This window comes from Serratia sp. BNK-12 (genome assembly GCF_047456085.1).
In the GTDB taxonomy this organism is placed as follows: Bacteria; Pseudomonadota; Gammaproteobacteria; order Enterobacterales; family Enterobacteriaceae; genus Serratia; species Serratia liquefaciens.
The window spans coordinates 4,554,810-4,574,099 of the sequence record NZ_CP179896.1; the positions used below are offsets into that span (position 1 = coordinate 4,554,810).

The 19,290-nt window shown below is 56.7% G+C and carries 21 protein-coding genes and 3 tRNA genes; 7 read left to right on the forward strand and 17 right to left on the reverse strand.

Going from position 1 to position 19,290, the window contains the following annotated elements:
• Window positions 1–42: 42 nt before the first annotated feature.
• The 8 genes from ACMGG1_RS21240 to ACMGG1_RS21275 all read right to left on the reverse strand — a co-directional run bounded on the left by ACMGG1_RS21240 (window position 43) and on the right by ACMGG1_RS21275 (window position 6,508).
• Entirely contained in the window at window positions 43–819 is a 777-nt protein-coding gene (locus ACMGG1_RS21240; protein WP_115060173.1) for a TatD family hydrolase, read from the reverse strand.
• Window positions 816–1,937: a patatin family protein gene (locus ACMGG1_RS21245; RefSeq protein ID WP_041414172.1), complete on the reverse strand. Its 1,122-nt coding sequence runs from the start codon at window positions 1,935–1,937 to the stop codon at window positions 816–818. The genes ACMGG1_RS21240 and ACMGG1_RS21245 overlap by 4 nt, the downstream gene beginning before the upstream one ends.
• Window positions 1,938–1,947: 10 nt before the next feature.
• The gene (locus tag ACMGG1_RS21250; RefSeq protein ID WP_020825111.1) at window positions 1,948–2,133 is read right to left on the reverse strand and encodes a CsbD family protein; all 186 of its coding nucleotides are present in this window, start codon (window positions 2,131–2,133) and stop codon (window positions 1,948–1,950) included.
• 325 nt (window positions 2,134–2,458) lie between these two features.
• Window positions 2,459–2,620: a DUF1328 domain-containing protein gene (locus ACMGG1_RS21255; protein ID WP_004857650.1), complete on the reverse strand. Its 162-nt coding sequence runs from the start codon at window positions 2,618–2,620 to the stop codon at window positions 2,459–2,461.
• A gap of 155 nt (window positions 2,621–2,775) precedes the next feature.
• Window positions 2,776–3,390: a molecular chaperone OsmY gene (gene osmY / locus ACMGG1_RS21260; protein ID WP_020825110.1), complete on the reverse strand. Its 615-nt coding sequence runs from the start codon at window positions 3,388–3,390 to the stop codon at window positions 2,776–2,778.
• Window positions 3,391–3,922: 532 nt separating this feature from the next.
• Window positions 3,923–5,512: a peptide chain release factor 3 gene (prfC, locus tag ACMGG1_RS21265; protein WP_020825109.1), complete on the reverse strand. Its 1,590-nt coding sequence runs from the start codon at window positions 5,510–5,512 to the stop codon at window positions 3,923–3,925.
• A gap of 170 nt (window positions 5,513–5,682) precedes the next feature.
• On the reverse strand, window positions 5,683–6,126 hold the full coding sequence (rimI, locus tag ACMGG1_RS21270; protein WP_020825108.1) for a ribosomal protein S18-alanine N-acetyltransferase: 444 nt from the start codon (window positions 6,124–6,126) through the stop codon (window positions 5,683–5,685).
• On the reverse strand, window positions 6,071–6,508 hold the full coding sequence (locus ACMGG1_RS21275; RefSeq protein WP_020825107.1) for a DNA polymerase III subunit psi: 438 nt from the start codon (window positions 6,506–6,508) through the stop codon (window positions 6,071–6,073). Before ACMGG1_RS21275 ends, rimI begins: the two co-directional genes overlap by 56 nt.
• Before the next feature lie 281 nt (window positions 6,509–6,789).
• Between ACMGG1_RS21275 and rsmC the strand changes: the two genes are divergently transcribed.
• A complete protein-coding gene (gene rsmC / locus ACMGG1_RS21280; RefSeq protein WP_046374563.1) occupies window positions 6,790–7,833 on the forward strand; it encodes a 16S rRNA (guanine(1207)-N(2))-methyltransferase RsmC in 1,044 nt (347 codons plus the stop codon).
• 61 nt (window positions 7,834–7,894) lie between these two features.
• Here the strand turns inward: rsmC and ACMGG1_RS21285 are convergent, their stop codons facing one another.
• Window positions 7,895–8,887: an aldo/keto reductase gene (locus ACMGG1_RS21285; RefSeq protein ID WP_046374564.1), complete on the reverse strand. Its 993-nt coding sequence runs from the start codon at window positions 8,885–8,887 to the stop codon at window positions 7,895–7,897.
• A 132-nt stretch (window positions 8,888–9,019) separates the two neighbouring features.
• On the opposite strand from ACMGG1_RS21285, the gene ACMGG1_RS21290 reads away from it, so the two are divergent.
• From ACMGG1_RS21290 to ACMGG1_RS21305, 4 genes are all read left to right on the forward strand, one after another.
• Window positions 9,020–9,964, forward strand: coding sequence for a LysR family transcriptional regulator (locus ACMGG1_RS21290; RefSeq protein ID WP_130016152.1), 945 nt, complete (start codon window positions 9,020–9,022; stop codon window positions 9,962–9,964).
• A 72-nt stretch (window positions 9,965–10,036) separates the two neighbouring features.
• Window positions 10,037–10,123: transfer RNA gene (locus ACMGG1_RS21295), tRNA-Leu, on the forward strand.
• Between the two features lie 34 nt (window positions 10,124–10,157).
• Window positions 10,158–10,244 (forward strand) — tRNA-Leu (locus ACMGG1_RS21300).
• 44 nt (window positions 10,245–10,288) lie between these two features.
• A tRNA-Leu gene (locus ACMGG1_RS21305) sits at window positions 10,289–10,375 on the forward strand.
• 83 nt (window positions 10,376–10,458) lie between these two features.
• Here the strand turns inward: ACMGG1_RS21305 and ACMGG1_RS21310 are convergent.
• Window positions 10,459–10,743, reverse strand: coding sequence for a DUF1435 domain-containing protein (locus tag ACMGG1_RS21310; RefSeq protein ID WP_020825103.1), 285 nt, complete (start codon window positions 10,741–10,743; stop codon window positions 10,459–10,461).
• Between the two features lie 263 nt (window positions 10,744–11,006).
• On the opposite strand from ACMGG1_RS21310, the gene ACMGG1_RS21315 reads away from it, so the two are divergent.
• Window positions 11,007–12,080, forward strand: a complete 1,074-nt coding sequence (locus ACMGG1_RS21315) for a GGDEF domain-containing protein (protein WP_020825102.1) — start codon at window positions 11,007–11,009, stop codon at window positions 12,078–12,080.
• Window positions 12,081–12,097: 17 nt separating this feature from the next.
• Here ACMGG1_RS21315 and fucP read toward each other — a convergent pair whose 3' ends face one another.
• From fucP to ACMGG1_RS21350, 7 genes are read right to left on the reverse strand one after another with little or no spacing between them, the layout of a single operon-like run.
• Window positions 12,098–13,327 carry an L-fucose:H+ symporter permease gene (fucP, locus tag ACMGG1_RS21320; protein ID WP_020825101.1) on the reverse strand — a complete coding sequence of 410 codons (1,230 nt, stop codon included), beginning with the start codon at window positions 13,325–13,327 and terminating at the stop codon, window positions 12,098–12,100.
• A gap of 27 nt (window positions 13,328–13,354) precedes the next feature.
• The gene (locus tag ACMGG1_RS21325) at window positions 13,355–13,714 is read right to left on the reverse strand and encodes an L-rhamnose mutarotase (protein ID WP_414160995.1); all 360 of its coding nucleotides are present in this window, start codon (window positions 13,712–13,714) and stop codon (window positions 13,355–13,357) included.
• Entirely contained in the window at window positions 13,711–14,487 is a 777-nt protein-coding gene (locus ACMGG1_RS21330) for an SDR family oxidoreductase (protein ID WP_122077047.1), read from the reverse strand. Before ACMGG1_RS21330 ends, ACMGG1_RS21325 begins: the two co-directional genes overlap by 4 nt.
• Window positions 14,465–15,328 carry an amidohydrolase family protein gene (locus tag ACMGG1_RS21335; protein WP_414160996.1) on the reverse strand — a complete coding sequence of 288 codons (864 nt, stop codon included), beginning with the start codon at window positions 15,326–15,328 and terminating at the stop codon, window positions 14,465–14,467. The genes ACMGG1_RS21330 and ACMGG1_RS21335 overlap by 23 nt, the downstream gene beginning before the upstream one ends.
• 14 nt (window positions 15,329–15,342) lie before the next feature.
• Complete coding sequence (locus ACMGG1_RS21340) at window positions 15,343–16,620, reverse strand: L-fuconate dehydratase (RefSeq protein ID WP_414160997.1); 1,278 nt, start codon at window positions 16,618–16,620, stop codon at window positions 15,343–15,345.
• A 14-nt stretch (window positions 16,621–16,634) separates the two neighbouring features.
• Complete coding sequence (locus ACMGG1_RS21345) at window positions 16,635–17,480, reverse strand: fumarylacetoacetate hydrolase family protein (protein WP_414160998.1); 846 nt, start codon at window positions 17,478–17,480, stop codon at window positions 16,635–16,637.
• Window positions 17,481–17,518: 38 nt separating this feature from the next.
• Window positions 17,519–18,259, reverse strand: coding sequence for an SDR family oxidoreductase (locus tag ACMGG1_RS21350; protein ID WP_020825095.1), 741 nt, complete (start codon window positions 18,257–18,259; stop codon window positions 17,519–17,521).
• A gap of 235 nt (window positions 18,260–18,494) precedes the next feature.
• Between ACMGG1_RS21350 and ACMGG1_RS21355 the strand changes: the two genes are divergently transcribed.
• Complete coding sequence (locus ACMGG1_RS21355) at window positions 18,495–19,253, forward strand: FadR/GntR family transcriptional regulator (protein ID WP_020825094.1); 759 nt, start codon at window positions 18,495–18,497, stop codon at window positions 19,251–19,253.
• Window positions 19,254–19,290: the final 37 nt, after the last annotated feature.

The following is a 19,290-nucleotide window of genomic DNA, read 5'->3' on the forward strand; positions in this document are numbered from 1 at the left end:
CTTATAACGTGAGCATCATCACAGTTATGGCGGGTTAGACACCTAAAGGGTAAACAGGGCGTGAGTGTTGTGTTGCAACTGGGCGGCAATATCCTCGGCTGACTCGGGGCGCAAGCGGCACAGTTCCTGGAAAACTTCGGCGGCACGTTCAGGGCGGTTGGGCTGCCCCTGGTAACCGGCCAGCGGCATGTCCGGCGCATCGGTTTCCAACAGCAAGGAGGTCAACGGCAATTGAGCCATCACGCTACGGGTTTTCTGCGCCCGCTCATAGCTGATGGTGCCCCCCACGCCAATGTAATAGCCCAGGCGTATAAACGCCTGCGCCTGCGACAGGCTACCGGCAAAACCATGTACGACGCCACGGCGTGGCACTTCGCTACGACGCAGCATTGCCGCCAGCTGATCGTGGCTGCGGCGGGAATGCAGGATCACCGGCAGATCGTGTTCTTTAGCCAGTTTCAACTGGGCCTTCAATACCCGCTGTTGCCGTTCGAACTGCGGGTTCTCCATATACAGATCCAGACCAATCTCCCCCACCGCCACCAGCTTCTGAGGTCGGCTGGCCAGAAAACCCGCCAACTGTTCAAGCTCCGCTTCCTGATGCTGGGCAATATACAGCGGGTGCAGCCCGAGGGCTGCGAACAACGGCGGATAGTCGCGCGCCAGTTTTACCACCCGCGCAAAGCGGTCGGCGGTCACCGTCGGCACGATAATTCGCCGTACGCCCGCCCGTTCGGCCAACGCCAGGCTTTCAAGCTCCTGTCCGCTGAACGGCGGGAAATCGAAGTGGCAGTGGGTATCGGTGAAATCTGGGGTCACAGCAACCCCCCTTCACCCGGGGGTACGTCACCCGGCAGAATAATTTCTCTCGCGGCCAGATTGGGCTCCGGCTGCGTGGAAAGTTCGCGCGGGTGTGCCACGTCGGTGATGATCGGCGAAGGCATAACGACATTCTCAGGCTGGATCAAACGGCGCGACAGTGCTTTCTTCACCTTCATACCGTCCAGTTTGTCCTGCTCGACCAGCCAGTGCCCGACGGTCGCCAGGAAATAGCGCCCGCAGCGACGCCCCAGATGATAATCCTGATTGAGCGAGGTCAGCCGGCTGCCCAAGGCATTGCTGGCCAGCGGCTTCGGCGGGAAAATTTCAAAGATGCGCAGCTTGCCGGGCGGCTTCTCAATGAATTGCTGAATGCGGTGATAGCTTTGTTCGTGGTGTTGAAGGATGCGCACCATCTGCTGCAGGCTGCTTTCGCTCAGCCAGTGCTCCATGCGCTTCATCCACTGCGGGGTGTAATACATCTGCGAAGGCACGGTACGGATCACCACGATAGTGTCCGCGCCGCGTCGGTAGGCCTCTTCGACTGGGATCGCATCGCTGATGCCACCGTCCTGATAGCTGACGCCGTCCAAATCCACGCCCATACGGTAAAAACCCGGAATGGCGCTGGATGCCTTGATCGCCGGCAACCAGCTGGCACGCTGCGCCGGCAGGTAAGTGGGTTCAAAGTCATCGCTGCGGCAGGCGCACATCAGGAATTCACGGCCATCGATCAGGTGTTTTTCCGCCACGTCCATTGCCAGCGGCAGCTGTTGCGACGTAGTGTCGATCAGCCAGTCGAGATCGATCAAATGCCCGCCACGCACAAAGCGCAGCGGGTTAAAGAATTCAGCGGAGGTGGTGTAACGGGTGATCACCCGCCGCGCATAGCCCATCTGGCCACAAATAAAGGCCGAGAGATTTTGCGCGCCGGCAGAAGTGCCGATCATCAGATCAAAAGGATTAAAGCGGGCACGCTGAAACTCGTCCAGCACGCCGGCGGTAAAAATGCCGCGCTGCCCGCCCCCTTCACATACCAGCGCCATTTTGCCGGGCCGGTAAGGTTTATACGCCAGCGGTTCTATATTGCCGAGCGTGATGGGTATTCTGTATCCCAACCCTGCATCCTCAGTGAGACGTTTTACCCGAGGATACCTCGTCTTGCTCTCTTCCGTAATCCTCTTGCAGTATGCCAGAGAGGCAGTCATTGCTTCCCATCAGCCAGATGCAGTCATTGTCGGACCACTCCGCCAATGCCTGACACACCCGGCCCTTCAACTGTTTCCAGCGTCCGAGGATGATGTCGCTATTCATGACTGACCTCCCTGGGGTGAGAAAAGGAATTAAGCTTTGTTACACTTTGAGAGAAACAAGGCTGTGTCCCGTAATAGTGCGTGAGCTCCGCTGGCGGTCATTTGGACGCGCAACAAGGCACGGGTCGTGAGGTTTGGTGGGCCAAATAAACGGCTCGTAACACAGGGGCGCGTTCAAATGGCCCCAGCCCTTCGGGTCGCGCCCCAAAAAGCCCGTACTCCGCGTTGTCGGGCTTGAACGTAGGCCCACTATGCTCATCACCCTCCGCCTTGATTACGGGCTTTTTGGGTCTGCGACGGCGCCACGACCTATTGCGGGACGCAGCCTATGGACGTCGGCGGCCGGTAAACAGGCTGACCAGGAACAGAATGATCCCCACGACGAAGACGATTTTTGCAGCCCAGGCGGCGGTACCCGCCAGAGAGCCGAAACCTAACGCAGCAGCAATCAGTGCGATGACTAAAAAGATAATGCCCCAACGAAACATAAGCTTCTCCTTACCATAGTGAAAAAACACATCGCAACCTGTGCCCTTTTCAGGCTCATCCAGGTTGCCGGTCAGTTTCTTTTTTTGATGGTGCTTCCTGGGTTAACCTTTCAGCCAACCCAGGATTTGGTGCTTATTGTTGCTCGTACTAAAATTTACGGCTTAACTACCAGGTCGTTTTTAACGCTTTTCACGCCGTCGATCGCTTTGGCGATGCTTTCTGCACGCTCAGACTGGGCCTGAGTTTTCACTTCACCGGAAAGCTGCACCACACCATCAGTGGTTTCCACTTTCACGTTGCGTGAAGGCACGATGTCATCGGCCAGCAGTTTGGCTTTCAGTTCACTGGTGGTCGCGGTGTCACCGGCATAAGCCTTCACGGACTGTTTGCTTTCGTCTTTCACGTGCAGCTTGTCGCTGACGGATTTGACGCCTTCAACTTTACCGGCCACTTCAACCGCATGCTCAGCTTGCGCCTGGCTGCCGACAAAACCGCTCAGGGTGACGGTACCTTTTTCCGTTTTCACCGAGATATCGCTGCTGGTAATGGTTTTGTCATCCACCAGCGCACTTTTAACTTTAGCCGTTGTTGCGCTGTCATCCATGTAGCCGTCAACTTTTTTCATGGAGCTATCGATTTTGGCACCCGCGCTATCAGCGGCACTCGACGCTTTGTTGAGCAGCGTATCTTCAGCCAGCGCGCTGCCACTAACCAGAACGGAACCCAAAACAACAGCCATCAGTGATTGTGCAAATTTAGTATTTTTCATCGATCTCTTCCTTTGGTTATGGATCCAAAATGATTGCGGACCCTTCAGTCGCCATAACGCGACTCACTCAGTGAATACTTCACGATTTCTATACGTTCAAACATTCACGCTAAGACGATTGTTGCCACACCAGGAATATTGCAACGGCTGTGCCAACTTTAAAAAATCATTAAAAATCAATAACAAAATAAAAGCTGATTAATAATCGAACTAAAAACTGTCGCCTATTGACGACAACACCTGTCCGTAAAATCAAGGTTATAGCTATGTTATTGATATTAATAACATCACACTGTCTCTTATTGGCAACACTACCGAATAACTCGCTATTATCGTGGCAAAAAATAGTGAATTACGCTTGCTGGATAAATGATGCCCTATTAAATATAGACCATATGACAGAAAAAACAGGAAAGACCGGGTAAATGCTGGCAGATGCGGGGGAGACGAAACTGGTGAAGGAGATTTATTAATTAGCAGAATGGGGAGACGCAATATAACACAGGGCGCCCTAAGGCGCCCTGCTGTTCTGTTAGTGCTCGCGCGTTTTGCGGAACACCACTTCCGGATAGCGTTCCTGCGTCAGATTCAGGTTAACCATGGTAGGCGCGATGTAAGACAGGTTGTCCCCGCCGTCCAACGCCAGGTTAAGCTCGTTCTTACGCTTGAACTCCTCGAATTTCTTCACGTCGCTGCATTCCACCCAGCGCGCCGTAGAGACGTTGACCGACTCGTACAAGGCTTCGACGTTGTATTCGCTTTTCAGACGCGCAACTACCACGTCGAACTGCAGCACACCCACCGCGCCCACGATCAAGTCGTTGTTGGCGATTGGACGGAAGACCTGTACCGCCCCTTCTTCGGACAGCTGAACCAGCCCCTTCAGCAGCTGTTTTTGCTTCAACGGATCGCGCAGACGAATACGGCGGAACAGCTCAGGTGCGAAGTTCGGGATACCGGTGAACTTCATGTCTTCACCCTGGGTGAAGGTATCGCCGATCTGAATGGTGCCGTGGTTATGCAGGCCAATGATATCGCCCGGATAGGCTTCTTCCACGTGCGAACGGTCGCCCGCCATAAAGGTCAGCGCGTCGGAGATCACCACATCTTTACCGGTACGTACCTGGCGCAGCTTCATGCCTTTTTCGTAACGGCCAGACACCACGCGCATAAAGGCCACGCGGTCGCGGTGTTTTGGATCCATATTGGCCTGGATCTTGAACACGAAACCGGTGAATTTCTCTTCCGCAGCCACCACTTTACGGGTGTTGCTATCGCGCGGCATCGGCGCCGGCGCCCAGGCGACCAGACCGTCGAGCATATGATCCACGCCGAAGTTGCCCAGCGCGGTACCGAAGAAGACCGGGGTCAAATCGCCGCTCAGGAAGGCTTCATGATCGAACTCGTGCGAAGCGCCTTGCACCAGCTCCAGCTCTTCACGCAGCTGCGCGGCCAGATCTTCGCCCACCGCGGCGTCCAGCTCTGGGTTATCCAGGCCTTTGACAATGCGCACTTCCTGAATGGTGTGGCCTTTACCAGTCTGGTAGAGGTAGGTTTCATCCTTGTACAGATGATAAACCCCTTTAAACAGCTTGCCGCAGCCGATAGGCCAGGTGATAGGCGAGCAGGCAATTTTCAACTCACGCTCGACTTCGTCCATCACTTCCATCGGATCGCGGATATCGCGGTCCAATTTGTTCATAAAGGTCAGGATCGGCGTATCGCGCAGACGGGTTACTTCCATCAGCTTACGGGTACGATCTTCAACCCCTTTCGCGGCGTCGATCACCATCAGGCAGCAATCGACGGCGGTCAGGGTACGATAAGTATCTTCGGAGAAGTCTTCGTGCCCTGGGGTATCCAGCAGGTTAACCAGGCATTCGCGATACGGGAACTGCATCACCGAGGTGGTGATTGAGATACCACGTTGCTTTTCCATTTCCATCCAGTCGGATTTGGCGTGCTGGTTTGAGCCACGGCCTTTTACCGTACCGGCGGTTTGGATCGCCTGTCCGAACAGCAACACCTTTTCGGTAATGGTGGTTTTACCGGCATCGGGGTGCGAGATGATGGCGAAAGTTCTTCTTTTCGAGACTTCGCGGGCAAATTCACTAGGAGACATGTTTTTCAGATTCTACAGTTAGTCCGCCCTGCGAAAGCATCAGAACGCGCCGCGCACGGCGCCAGGCAAAGCGGTAAATAAAAGATAATAGCCGGGCATTTTCGCTGATTTGTCAACCGGTGACAATCAATGCTTTTCCCGGCGGGAAGAAGTTAAAACCAAGACACCGGCTAAGCCAGCGGCAGCGCCATGACGATGGCGTCTTCACGCCCATTGGCGCTCGGATAGTAATTACGGCGGACGGTCACTTCGTTAAAGCCGAGATCTTCATACAACGCAATCGCCGCACGGTTGGAGGCACGCACTTCCAGCCACAACGTGACCACGCCGCGGGTTTCCAACTGCGCAATCAAGGCTTCCAGCAACTGGCGGCCGAAGCCGCGACGCTGCCAGTCGGGGTGAATGGCGATGTTGAACAGCGTGGCCTCATCCAGCACGATCTGGGTAATGGCAAAGCCCGCCATCTGCCCGTCGGCGTCCAGTTTCAGGTTAAGATAACGATCGCCCTGATTGCTGGAAAAGGTGGCTTGCGTCCAGGGAAAGGCGTGACTGGCTTGCTCAATCTTGAAGGCCGTGGCCAGATCGGCCGCGGTCAGGGTAGAAATACTGTTCATGATGACAAATCTGCTGCCAGAGTGCGCGTTTGGCACCCGCATCGAGAGAAAGCTCGGCCAGCGCCGGGCTGTGTAGCTGTGCGCCGGCCACCGCGAGCGGCTCCGCAACGCCCAACCGCCAACTGTTGCATTCGGTATCTTCAGGCAGCATCGCCACCTGATCCGGCGTCAGGCCGTAGGTTTGCGCCGGGGTCAACCCCAGGCTGCGCAACACGTCGCAAAACAGCGGATCGTTATGCTCAGGCAGTGCCTGCGCCACGATCAGCAAACGCACTTCGGGCGGCAGGCTGACCGCTACTTCGCCCTGCAACACGCCCGGGCGGCGCAATGTCCACTGCGTAATACCCAGTTGTTGTAACAGCCAGTCGCGTTTTGATGCCATGCCGATTCCTGTCAGGATCTACCCGTTGTGGTGCGCCATGCCTGCCATGCGCCGCGCTATGCTAACAAACCCGCGCGGACTGCGCCAACATCCCCTTCATCTTTCAGGCTGCAGCGGCGTTGGCTTCCCTCGCTCATCCCAGTCACTGAGTTATCTCAGCTCCCGGGAACTCTCTCGATCCCCGCCTGGCTGGAGCCAGAAAGCTATTGGGCATAAACCCGTCGAACATATCGCCACAAAGCTCTATAATCCCCGGTCTAATTTCTAGGAGCCAAAACCTGATGTCTGCATTAACCCCCGCCAGTGAAGTCATGCTGCGCCACAGTGATGAGTTTATCGAACGCCGCGTTCTGTTTGCCGGTGACCTGCAGGACGCCCTGCCGGCCCAATTCGAGGCCGCGGATGTGCGTGTCCATACCCAGCAGTACCATCACTGGCAGTTACTGAACCGGGCGATGGGCGAAAACGTGCAGTTCGGGCTGACCGTGGACGCTGCGTTTGTCGCCGAGTGCGATACGCTGATCTACTATTGGCCGAAGAGCAAACAGGAAGCGCAATTCCAACTGTGCAACATTCTGGCGCTGCTGCCGGTCGGCGCAGAAGTGTTCGTGGTCGGTGAAAACCGCAGCGGCGTACGCAGTGCCGACCAGATGGTGGAAGACTATGCCACACTGGTGAAAATCGACAGCGCCCGCCGCTGTGGCCTGTATCACGGCCGTCTGGATACGCAGACCGAATTCAACCTGGAAGACTGGTGGGAAAGCTATCAGCTGCACGATCTGGAAGTGAAAACCCTGCCGGGCGTGTTCAGCCGCGACGGGCTGGACGTCGGCAGCTCACTGCTGCTGTCGACCCTGGAAAAACACATGAAAGGCAAGGTGCTGGACGTAGGCTGCGGTGCCGGCGTGATGGCTTCCGTGCTGTCCAAACTGTCGCCGAAGATGAAGCTGACCCTCAGCGACGTCAACGCCGCCGCCGTGGAGTCCAGCCGGGCTACGCTTGCCGCCAACGGCATTGAAGGCGAAGTGATCGTCAGTAACGTCTATTCCGACATTACCGGCCGTTTCGACCTGATCATTTCCAACCCGCCGTTCCATGATGGCCTGCAAACCAGCCTGACCGCAGCAGAAACCCTGATCCGCGGGGCGTTGAAGCACCTGCCGATCGGCGGCCGTCTGCGCATCGTGGCCAACGCCTTCCTGCCGTATCCGGACATCCTGGACGCCACCTTCGGCAGCCATGAAGTGCTGGCACAAAACGGCCGCTTCAAGGTGTACCAGGCGACCGTAGCCCGTGCGCCGCGCGATACCAAGAAAAAGAAGTAACGGCGACCCGCTAACGCGTCTCCGTATCAGGGCGCAGCGTTTACACGCTGCGCCCTTTTTATTAGCCGTTGATATAGGTCATCGACTCCGCACCGTAGCGTGCCCCTGCCGCGGCCTGCAGGGGGAACACCGCCTCAATGGCCGCCAGTTCGGCAGCGCTGAGCGTCAATTCGGCCGCTGCGATATTCTCTTCCAGATAGCGACGGCGTTTGGTACCAGGGATCGGGACAATGTGCTCACCCTGCGCCAACACCCAGGCTAACGCCAACTGCGACGGCGCAACGCCTTTCTGCTTAGCCAGCTCGGTCACTTTTTCCACCAGCGCCAGATTACGTGCAAAGTTTTCCCCCTGAAAACGCGGGTTGCTGCGACGGAAATCGTCAGCGTCCAGATCTTCCGGCCGTTGGATCGCTCCGGTCAGAAAACCGCGCCCCAGCGGGCTATAGGGAACAAACCCAATGCCCAGGCGTTCACAGGCCGCCAATACGCCCTGCTCGGCATCGCGTGTCCACAATGAATACTCAGTTTGCAGCGCCGTAATCGGGTGGACTTTATGCGCTCGCTCCAGCGTGGCGACCGAAGCTTCGCTTAGCCCGATATAACGGATTTTTCCTTCGCTAATCAGGTCCGCCATCGTACCTACCACCTCTTCAATCGGCACTTCAGGATCGACGCGGTGCTGGTAATAAAGATCAATCACCTCGACCCCGAGACGCTTCAGGCTGCCCTCCACCGATCGGCGGATGTACTCCGGTCGGCTGCTGACGCCCCGCGCTGCAGGGTTGGCCGGATCGCGCACAATGCCAAACTTGGTGGCCAGAAAGACCTGCTGCCGCTTGCCCTTGATCGCTTTGCCAATCAGCTGTTCGTTGGTATGCGGGCCGTACATGTCGGCGGTATCCAGCAGAGTGACGCCCAACTCCAGCGCACGGTGCAGCGTGGCGATAGCTTCTTGTTCATCGTGAGCGGTCGAATAAAAATCACTCATCCCCATGCAGCCCAACCCCAGAGCGGAAACCAGCGGGCCAGTGGGACCTAATTTGCGTTGTTGCATTGTGTTGCCCTCTTGCGGTTTTTATCAGCGAAGATGCTGATGCAACAGAGTCTGGTTGTTTCGCCTAAAAAGATAAATAATGCAGATTGCTCATCACTGTTCATAAATCACTAACAATACGGAGCGGGCAAGATGGATCAGATCCAGGCCATGCGCATTTTTACCCGTATCGTCGAACTGGGCAGTTTCAGTCGGGCGGCGGAACGCCTGCAGTTACCCCGCGCCACGGTCAGCAATGCCGTTAAGCGGCTGGAGCAGCGCCTCGGTGTGCGCCTGCTGCTGCGCACCACCCGTCTGGTACAGGTGACCAGCGAAGGCACCCTCTATTACCAGCGTTGCGTACAGTTGCTGGGCGCGCTGGAAGAGGCGGACACCTTGTTCAGCCACCAAAAACTGCAGCCCTCCGGCAAAGTGCGTATCGATATGCCCCATTCGCTGGCGCGCGAAATCGTTATTCCGGCATTGGATGACTTTTACCGGCGCTACCCGGATCTGACCCTGGCATTGGGTGCCAACGACACCCACGTGGATTTACTGCGTGATGGAGTAGATTGCGTGCTGCGTGCCTGGGAAACCGAAGATGACAGCCTGGTGGCACGCCGCATTGCCATGTTGCCACAGCTGACCTGCGCCTCGCCTGCTTACCTGGCGGCGTTCGGCGTGCCGCAGTCGATTGACCAGCTACAGCAGCACCAGGCGGTAGGTTATTTTTCCCTCACCAGCAACCGGGATTATCCGCTGGAGTTTTGCCGCAACGGCAAAGTGGAATTGCGCGAATTGCCCGCCAAACTGAGCGTCAGCGGGGCTGATGCCTACACCAGCGGCTGCCGCGCCGGCATGGGGCTGATACAGGCAGCGCATTATTCGCTGGCACCCTGGCTGCAGAAAGGAGAATTGGTCGAAGTGTTGGCAGAAACCCCGCCACCGCCGATGCCCATTTACGTCATGTATCCCCCCGGCCGTTTCCTTGCGCCACGGGTCAGGGTGTTGATTGACTGGCTGATTTGGCTGTTTGAACGCTATCAGTCACCCAAAACGGACGTTTTTCCAGCAAACGCCCGCAAACAGGGGAAATAACTATTGACGTACCCGCCAAAATCTCTAGAATTCGCCTCCGTGGTAACGTTACTCCGGTAATGTATCTGGTATGCGAAGGTGGCGGAATTGGTAGACGCGCTAGCTTCAGGTGTTAGTGTCCTTACGGACGTGAGGGTTCAAGTCCCTCTCTTCGCACCAAATAACCACATGATTTATATTGCACAGCATCAATGCGAAGGTGGCGGAATTGGTAGACGCGCTAGCTTCAGGTGTTAGTGTTCTTACGGACGTGAGGGTTCAAGTCCCTCTCTTCGCACCAAGCTGGTGATATAAATCGAAAGCAAAACAAAGATTATCGGCTGTGCGAAGGTGGCGGAATTGGTAGACGCGCTAGCTTCAGGTGTTAGTGTTCTTACGGACGTGAGGGTTCAAGTCCCTCTCTTCGCACCAATCGATAAATCTCTTCGGAACCCCTCCAAAGCTATTCCCAATCGAAACGATAACCAACACGCGATAGCGTGATTTTTGCGTTTTTATCCCAGATTGAAATTCAGGCTGATCGCCGCCAATCCCCCAGCCAATGCCATACAGGAAGGCAGCAGCAGGTAATGCCGCCAGCGGCTGTTGAACAACATCACCAGCGTCGCCAGCATGGCGATCACAATCAGCGTACGCAGTTGCATCATATCCAGGTTGATCAATGCCAGTAACGGCATTAAAGCGCAGGGCAACAAAACGCCCCAGGCGCTGGCCAGCCGATTGCCCAGGCACCAGCTGACGCCCCACAACCCACACGCGGTAATCATGGCTGCAATCATGATAACCCTACCCTTCAAGTGATAATGATAACCAATATCATATAACACTTTTTTTCACTGCGCATCATTTTCGCCGCAACCACCAAACGCGGATGACATAACGGTGTAAAAATGATAGTTTGCCATAAGAAAATTCTTAGTCTTATTCGCATGTTAATAATCACAATCAACAACCATACAATGCGAATGTTTAATTCACGCCGATAGAATTTTTCGCCACCTTAATTTTTCGACAGATCGATATTGTGAAGAGTGAACTCCGTATGAACGCGCGTTCTTATCAGGAACTGCTGAACAGCAAACACCGCTTATCATTATTTTTATTTTTGTTAATGAACGCGGCCTCTTCCATATTTACATTATTGGTCCCATTTAATGACAAGCCAGCTTTTACCCTACCTTTATTAGGTATACCGATATTTTGTCTGGTGGCGCTGTTATTTACCTTGCAGTCTCCACGGTTATACGTCAAAAAATTGAATCTATTTTCCTGCGTGCTTGGCCTGCTGTGGGCTGCCCATATTTACGTTAAAAGTCAGTACTGTGCGCCGAACAACCAAAGTTTTCTATTAATTAGTCTGTTCAGTATGTTTTTTATCAGCGCCATTGCCTTAACCGATAACTTTATCGCTTTTTGCCTGCACGCCGTGCCTTCCGCCCTGGTTATTCTATTACTGGACGGTATGCACAATACCACCAGGATCGTATTCACCACGGTATTGCCGATTATCGCATTCTCTATTCATCATCTGATGCTCAAACGCAGCGAGCTTTTTACCCAAACGCTGGTAGCCAATCTGTATAACGAACGGGACCGGTTCAGCAATTTGAGCATGATCGATCCCTTAACCGGGCTTTATAACCGCCGGGGACTGGAAAATAAAATCAATATGCTGACGGTACCGCCGTCGGGTTGTCATTTCGTGGTGTTACTCGATATCGACCATTTCAAGGCTTATAACGATAACTATGGTCATACCATGGGCGATCAGGCGCTGGTGCAGGTTGCCATCACCATCCGCGATTCGGTGCGTTCTCGCGATATTGTGGTGCGCTACGGCGGGGAAGAGTTTCTGGTGCTGCTGACCAACGTCAGCGAGGATTACGCCACCCAGTTGGCCGAACGGGTGCGGCTGCGGGTGCAGGGATTAAAAATCCCCCATCGCTTCAACCAGTTGGAAAGCACCACTGTGACGCTCAGCGCCGGGATCTCCGCCTTGGACAAACTTGACGTATCCTCGGCGATCCGTGCGGCCGATGCCGCCTTGTATCAGGCGAAAAACAACGGCCGCAATAATATTCAGTTGGCGCCTAGCGTGCAGCCCGCCGCTGTCTGAGCCGGCGGGCCAGACTTTTAGCGACGGCGCTGCTGCAAACCGTAAACAAACACCACGCCGAAGCACAACAGCGGCAGCACATACGACAGCGCCGTACTGTATTTGTCCGCCAGCGCCCCCATAAAGTAAGGCATGATGGCCCCCCCGACGATCGCCATGATCATAAAGGAGCTGGCACGCTTGGTGTGTTTGCCCATGTTTTTCACCCCCAGGGCGAAAATGGTCGGGAACATGATCGACATAAAGAAGAACACCGCGATCAACGCCACCACCGAGACCCCATCCAGGCTGAGCATCACCACGCCACACAGCGCAATGTTAATCAGCGAGTAGATCATCAGCAACGTGGCCGGCTTGACCCGGCCCATCAGCCAGGTGCTGAAGAAGCGCCCGACCATAAAGCAAATCATGGCGATAGAAAGCAAGTAGGACGCACTTTGGTTGGACACTTCGTTCCAGTGTTCGGTGGCGTAGTTGATAAAGAATGCACCGACGCCCACTTGGGCTGCCACATAGAAGAACTGGGTGATCACCCCGCCGACAAAGTGTTTGTGCTGCCATAGCCCCTGAGCGATTTCACCGTGTTCCGGTTGCTCTTCCTCACGAATGTCCGGCAGCCGAGTGCGGCCGAACAAAAAGGCAATCAGCAGCACCAGCACGGCGATCGCCACATAGGTCATCTTCACCGCGCTCTGGTCACCGCTGCTCGCCCCTTGGGTGGCAGAGAAAAACAGCGTGCCGCCGATCATCGGGCCGATAAACTGCCCCAGACCGTTAAACGACTGGGAAAGGTTCAGCCGCCGTTCGGCCCCCTTCGCATCGCCCAGTACCGTGGCATAAGGGTTGGCCGCCGTTTCCAGGCAGCCCAGCCCACAGGCAATGACAAACAGCGCGAACAGGAACATGGCGAAGCTGTTGGCGGATGCCGCCGGCACAAATAGCAACGCCCCCAGCGCATACAGGCACAGCCCGACCAAAATTCCGGCCTTGTACCCTTTCTTATCCATAAAATAGCCGGCGGGCAGCGCCACCAGGAAGTAGGCGCCGAAATATGCCGCCTGCAATAATCCCGACTGCGCCTTGGTAACGTGCAATGTCTCCTGGAAGTGTTTGTTTAATACGTCCAACAGGCCATACGACAGCCCCCACATAAAGAACAGGCTGGTGACCAGAATAAAAGCCCAGCGCAGGTTGGCGGTTGACTTGACGCCCAGCTGTGGCGGGGCCGCACTTTTTTCAGCAAGCATTGATATATCCTCGGTAGGGTAACGATGTTATTTTTTTTGCAAAGAAAATATCTGCTCCATCTCCACCCATTTTTCGCCTTTCGGCGTCCAGGGGGTGGCGACCTGGTATTGCCACATCAGGGCTTCCCAGCGCTGCACGTGGGGGTTGCTCAGGCCGGCGGCGGCAAACCGCGCGGCATCGAACTCGGTACTAACGTCAACAATCATGAACAGCCGGGTACCCAGCCGATAAATCTCCATATCCAAAATGCCGTGCTCTCGCAGATGTGCGGCAATCTCCGGCCAGATACGCTGGTGATGGTGCAGGTACTCCTCGATCAGCGCCGGTGAGTCGACCAGATCGAGCGCCTGACAAAAGCGCCGTCCCCTGTCCGCCGCGCCACTCATGTGATCGCCCGATCAAGATGCAGATAACCGCCATCCACCGACAGCCATTGCCCGGTGGTGTGCGACGAACGCGATGAAATCAAAAACACCACGGTGTTGGCGATTTCCTGCGGCGTGGTCATCCGATGTTCGAGAGGAATGCGTGCGGTAATTTTCTCGAGCTGCTGTTCCGGCTGCTCGAAGGTACTGATCCAGCGCTGATACTGCGGTGTGATCACCTCCGCCGGAACCACCGCATTCACCCGTACGCCTTCATGGCGCAGCGACACCGCCCACTCGCGGGTCAACGCCAGCACGGCGCCCTTGGCGGCGGTATAACCGCTGGTGCCGCCCTGCCCGCTCAGGGCCGTCTTGGAAGCGATGTTGACGATGGCACCCTTGCTGTTTTGCAGCGCCGACTGACACAGGTGCGCCATCAGGTAGTAATGGATCAGGTTTTTCTCCAGCGATCCGACAAAGGCCTCGCGGCCGGCCTCCAACCCCACGCCATCGTTAACACCGGCGTTATTCACCAGCGCATCGATGCGGCCGAAGGTCTCTTGCGTTTGTGCCACCGCCCGTCGACAATCCTGCTCTTCGCATAAGTCGGTGATGATCACCGCACTCTGCGGCTGCAACTGCCGTAGCTGCGCCAGAAACTCCGCCTCTGGCGCAGCGTTGGTGACAATCACCGGGATCGCCCCTTCCTCCGCCAGCAGCAGGGTGATGGCCGCACCGATGCCGGAACCGCCGCCGGTGACGATCACCACCTTATCTTTCAGATACAGATCCATAACCAGACTCCGTTAAGCCATAAATTCGGCAGGCGGTACCGCCCCAAATCTCCGCCTGTTGCGAAGGACTCAGCGTGGCGATCGCCCGCTCACTCAGTTGATAAACCTGGCCATAGTCCCCGGCCAGCAGGCACACCGGCCAGTCGGAACCGAACATCAGCCGCTGCGGGCCGAATGCCTCCAGCGCCGCATCAAAAAACGGCAGCAGCTGCGATGCCTGCCACCGGCCACCGGGCACCTCGGTGATAAGCCCCGACAGTTTGCAGACCACATGGCCCAATGCCGCCAACGGCTTGATTTGCTGCGCCCAGTGCTTCGCGCCCAAAGCGATATCCGGTTTACCGAGATGGTCCAATACCAACCAGTAGTCGTCATGTTCAGCGGCAAACTGCGCCGCCGCCGTCAAGTGCCGGTGGGTGACCAACATGTCGTAGACGTAGCCCTGCCGCTGCAGCATCTGCATGCCGCGCCGCACTTCCGGCCGCGCCAGCCAGGCGTCCGGCTGCGGTTCATCCTGCACCAGATGACGCAGGCCACGCAGCAGAGGCTGCTGCCGCCATTCATCAAGCCGCTGCGCCAGCTGCGGCGCAGTGATGTCCAGCCAGCCCACTACCCCGCAGACGCCACGGCTCTGCTGCACCTGTGCCAACAGTTCCTGTGTTTCCTGCTCGCCGTGGCGGGCCTGCACCACTAGCGCACCGTCAAAACCGTGGCGCTGCAGCAACGGATCAAGCTGCGCCGGACCAAAGTCCTGCTGCAGCACCGCCATCTGCTCGCTGATCCACGGGTAGCGTTGCGGATGGTATTGCCAGTAATGTTGGTGGGCATCGATGCGCAGCATGGGCTGTTTCCCGTTCAACCACGGAACCGATACTGTTCGAGCGATGACGCGTGCATCTCGATCGAGTAACCCGGATGACGTGGCGGCATATAGGCCGCCCCCTTGACGTCGCAAGGGTGAACAAAGTGTTCATGCAAGTGATCGACATATTCGATCACCCGTCCTTCGTGGGTACCGGCAATGCACAGATAGTCGATCATCGACAGATGCTGAACGTATTCACACAGCCCCACACCTCCGGCATGCGGACACACCGGCAGGTTGTATTTGGCCGCCATCAGCATCACCGCCAGCACTTCATTGACGCCCCCCAGGCGACAGGCGTCGATCTGCACTACGTCAATCGCTTCGCGCATGATGAACTGCTTGAACATAATGCGGTTTTGGCACATCTCGCCGGTGGCAACCTTGACCGGATGAACCCCTTCGCGAATGCGACGGTGCCCTTCGACATCATCCGGGCTGGTGGGCTCTTCGATAAACCAGGGCTTGGCGAATGCCAGATGTTTAACCCAAGGGATGGCGTCGTTGACCTCCCAGACCTGGTTGGCGTCGATCATCAGTTGACGATTGGGGCCGATGACCTCGCGAGCAATGCGCACGCGGCGGATATCGTCTTCCAGATCGCGCCCCACCTTCAGCTTCAGGTAGGAGAAACCGGCATCGACCGCTTCCTGACACAGCCGACGCAGCTTGTCGTCCGGGTAGCCCAGCCACCCGGCGGAGGTGGTGTAACAGGGGTAGCCTTCCTCCAGCAGCCGTTCCAGACGCTGCTCTTTACCCTGCGCCCGCTGTTTGAGCAGCGTGAGCGCCTCCTGCGGCGTAATGCAGTCGGTGATGTAGCGAAAATCGATGCAGCGCACCAGTTCCTCTGGCGTCATCTCCGCCACCAGCCGCCACACCGGCTTCCCCTCGGCTTTGGCCCACAGATCCCAAACCGCGTTGATCACCGCGCCGGTCGCCAGGTGGATCGCCCCCTTGTCCGGCCCAATCCAACGCAGCTGGCTGTCGCTGGTAAAACGACGCCAAAAGGCCCCCATATCGGCGGCGATCTCTTCCAGAGTGACACCGACGATCTGGTGCTCCAGCGCGCGGATCGCCGCGCAGCAGATCTCATTGCCGCGGCCAATGGTAAAAGTCAGCCCGTGGCCGCTCAGATCGGCGCGATCGGTCTCCAGGATCACATAAGCGGCGGAGTAGTCGGGATCCGGATTCATCGCATCGGATCCGTCGAGCGCCAGTGAAGTCGGGAAGCGAATATCTTCCACCCGCAGTGCGGTAATCGTTGTCATGGCAATGCTCCCCATCAGGCCTGTACGGTTGTTTGACGCTGTTCACCCAATCCCTCGATACCCAGCCGCATCGTCTGTCCGGCTTTCAGGTAGAGAGGCGTGGGTTTCTGCCCCATGCCGACGCCCGGTGGCGTACCGGTCGAGATCACATCGCCCGGTTGCAGGCTCATAAAACGGCTCAGGTAACTGATAATTTGCGGAATGCGGAAGATCATGGTGCTGGTGTTGCCGTCCTGATAACGCTTGCCGTCCACCTCCAGCCACAGATTCAGGCTATGAGGATCGGCAATTTCGTCGGCGGTCACCAGCCAGGGGCCGGTGGGGCCAAAGGTGTCGCAGCCTTTGCCTTTGTCCCAGGTACCGCCGCGTTCAATCTGGAATTCACGCTCCGAGACGTCGTTAATCACGCAGTAACCGGCGACGTGGCGCATCGCGTCCTGTTCGCTGATATAGCGTCCGCCCTGGCCAATAATCACGCCCAGCTCCACTTCCCAGTCCGTTTTAAGCGAGTCACGCGGGATTTGTACCTCATCGTTCGGCCCGACCACCGCGCTGGTCCATTTGTTGAACACTACCGGCTCGGAGGGGATCGCCGCGCCGGTTTCCGCCGCATGGTCGGCATAATTGAGGCCAATGCAGATAAATTTGCCGATGCGGCCCACGCACGGCCCCAGTCGCGGTTGTCCTTCCACCCGCGGCAGTTGGTTGATGTCCAGCGCACGCAGTTTGTCCAAGCCCGCCGGCAGCAACGCATCTCCGCTCAGGTCGGCAATATGCTGCGACAGATCGCGGATCTGCCCGTGCGGATCCAATATTCCTGGGCGTTCCTGTCCCGGTGCGCCGTAACGTAAAAGTTTCATGATGTCCTCACTCTAAAAATGTTCCAAAGCGCCTGGCCTCAGTTGCTCCAGCCGCCATCGATAATCTGTACGGTCCCTGTGGTGTAGGAGCTGGCGTCGGAGGCCAGATACAGCGCCAATTGGGCGATCTCGCCGGTGGTGCCGATACGGCCAATCGGTTGACGAGCCACAAACGCCTGGTACACCTCTTCTTCGCTGCGTCCCTGCTCACGCGCCTGCTCGGCGATGCGCTGCCGCAGCGAAGGCGACTCCACCGTACCGGGGCAAATGGCGTTGCAACGGATGCCCTGAGTGACGTAATCCGCCGCCACCGAACGCGTCAGGCCGATTACCGCCGCCTTGGTGGCGCTGTAGGCAAAGCGGTTAGGCACTCCTTTCACGCTGGAAGCCACCGAGGACATATTGATAATCGACCCGTTTTTTCGCGCCAGCATGCCGGGCAGAAAGGCGCGGATCATGCGGTACATCGCGGTCACATTCAGATCCAGCGCAAATGCCCACTGATCCTCACTGCACTCCAGGATTGATCCGCTGTGTACCACGCCGGCGCAGTTGAACAGCACGTCGATCGGACCAAGGCTTTCCGCCGCTGCCGCAATCGCCGCGGCATCGGTGACGTTAAGCGTCATTGGCTCGATGCCGGGCAAACCCTGCAGTTGCTCGGTGTTGATGTCGGTGGCAATGACTTGCGCGCCTGCCTCAGCAAAAAGTTTGGCGGTACTGAAGCCAATCCCCTGGCCGGCGGCGGTGATCAGCACGCGTTTTCCGGTTAAATTCATTTTCGCTCCCTTGGCTTAAAGGTCTAATGGTCAGGCCACTCAGGGCGATTAAAGGTCAGGCCTTTAACATGACAAAAGACGCTTTACGCGTTATGGTTTGGTGAGAATGTTATGAGATACACTTGAAACAGCTTTTTGATTAACCAATTTTTTACACTTGAATAACGATTACTCAAGCGGTTTGACTAATAACTGTGCGCTGAATCACTTAACACGGAAAAGGCCAAGGTAAAAAATGCCGATCACCCGACTGGAAAACCCTCGTATTTACAGACAGATAGCCGACCAATTGAAACGGCTTATCGATAACAATGAATTTCCTCCCGGCAGCCGCCTGCCCTCCGAACGCGATCTGGCCCAGCAGTTACAGGTTAGCCGGGCCTCCGTTCGAGAGGCGTTGATCGCGCTGGAAGTGATTGGCCTGGTGGATGTCAAAGTCGGCAACGGGGTGATCGTCCGGGCGCAAACGCCGGTGATGACATCGCAAGAGCCGGTGATGGCCCAGGCCGGCCGGGATCAGTGGGCGGAAATCGATGATGAATTGAATATCGAGCTGGATTTTAACGCCGAGCTGCCGCCGTTCTCACTGCTGCAAACCCGCCTGTTGATCGAACCCGAAACGGCGGCACTGGCGGCACGGCACGCCACCGATCAGGAACTGGCGGGCATCCGTGAGGCCTACGAGCAAAACTGCCGTGATAACCGCGCGGGATCGGCCACCCATCCCGGCGATCGGCTGTTCCATATCCGCATCGCCCAGGCCAGCGGCAACCCAGCTTATGCCTTTATCATCGGCCACCTGCTCGGCCACCGCTACGGCAGCATGTTCCGCGTACTTCAGCGTCACTATACGCCGGATGACATGCCGCACCGTTCCGAGCAGGAACACCGGGAAATTCTGGCCGCTATCGAGGCGCGTGACGTGCGTGGCGCACGCAAGGCGATGAAAGCGCATCTGGACGAAGTGATCGCCATTTTCGCCCGCGCGCAGTAGGGCTATTGGTCGGCATCAGGGCGGTGAGAAATTTTTT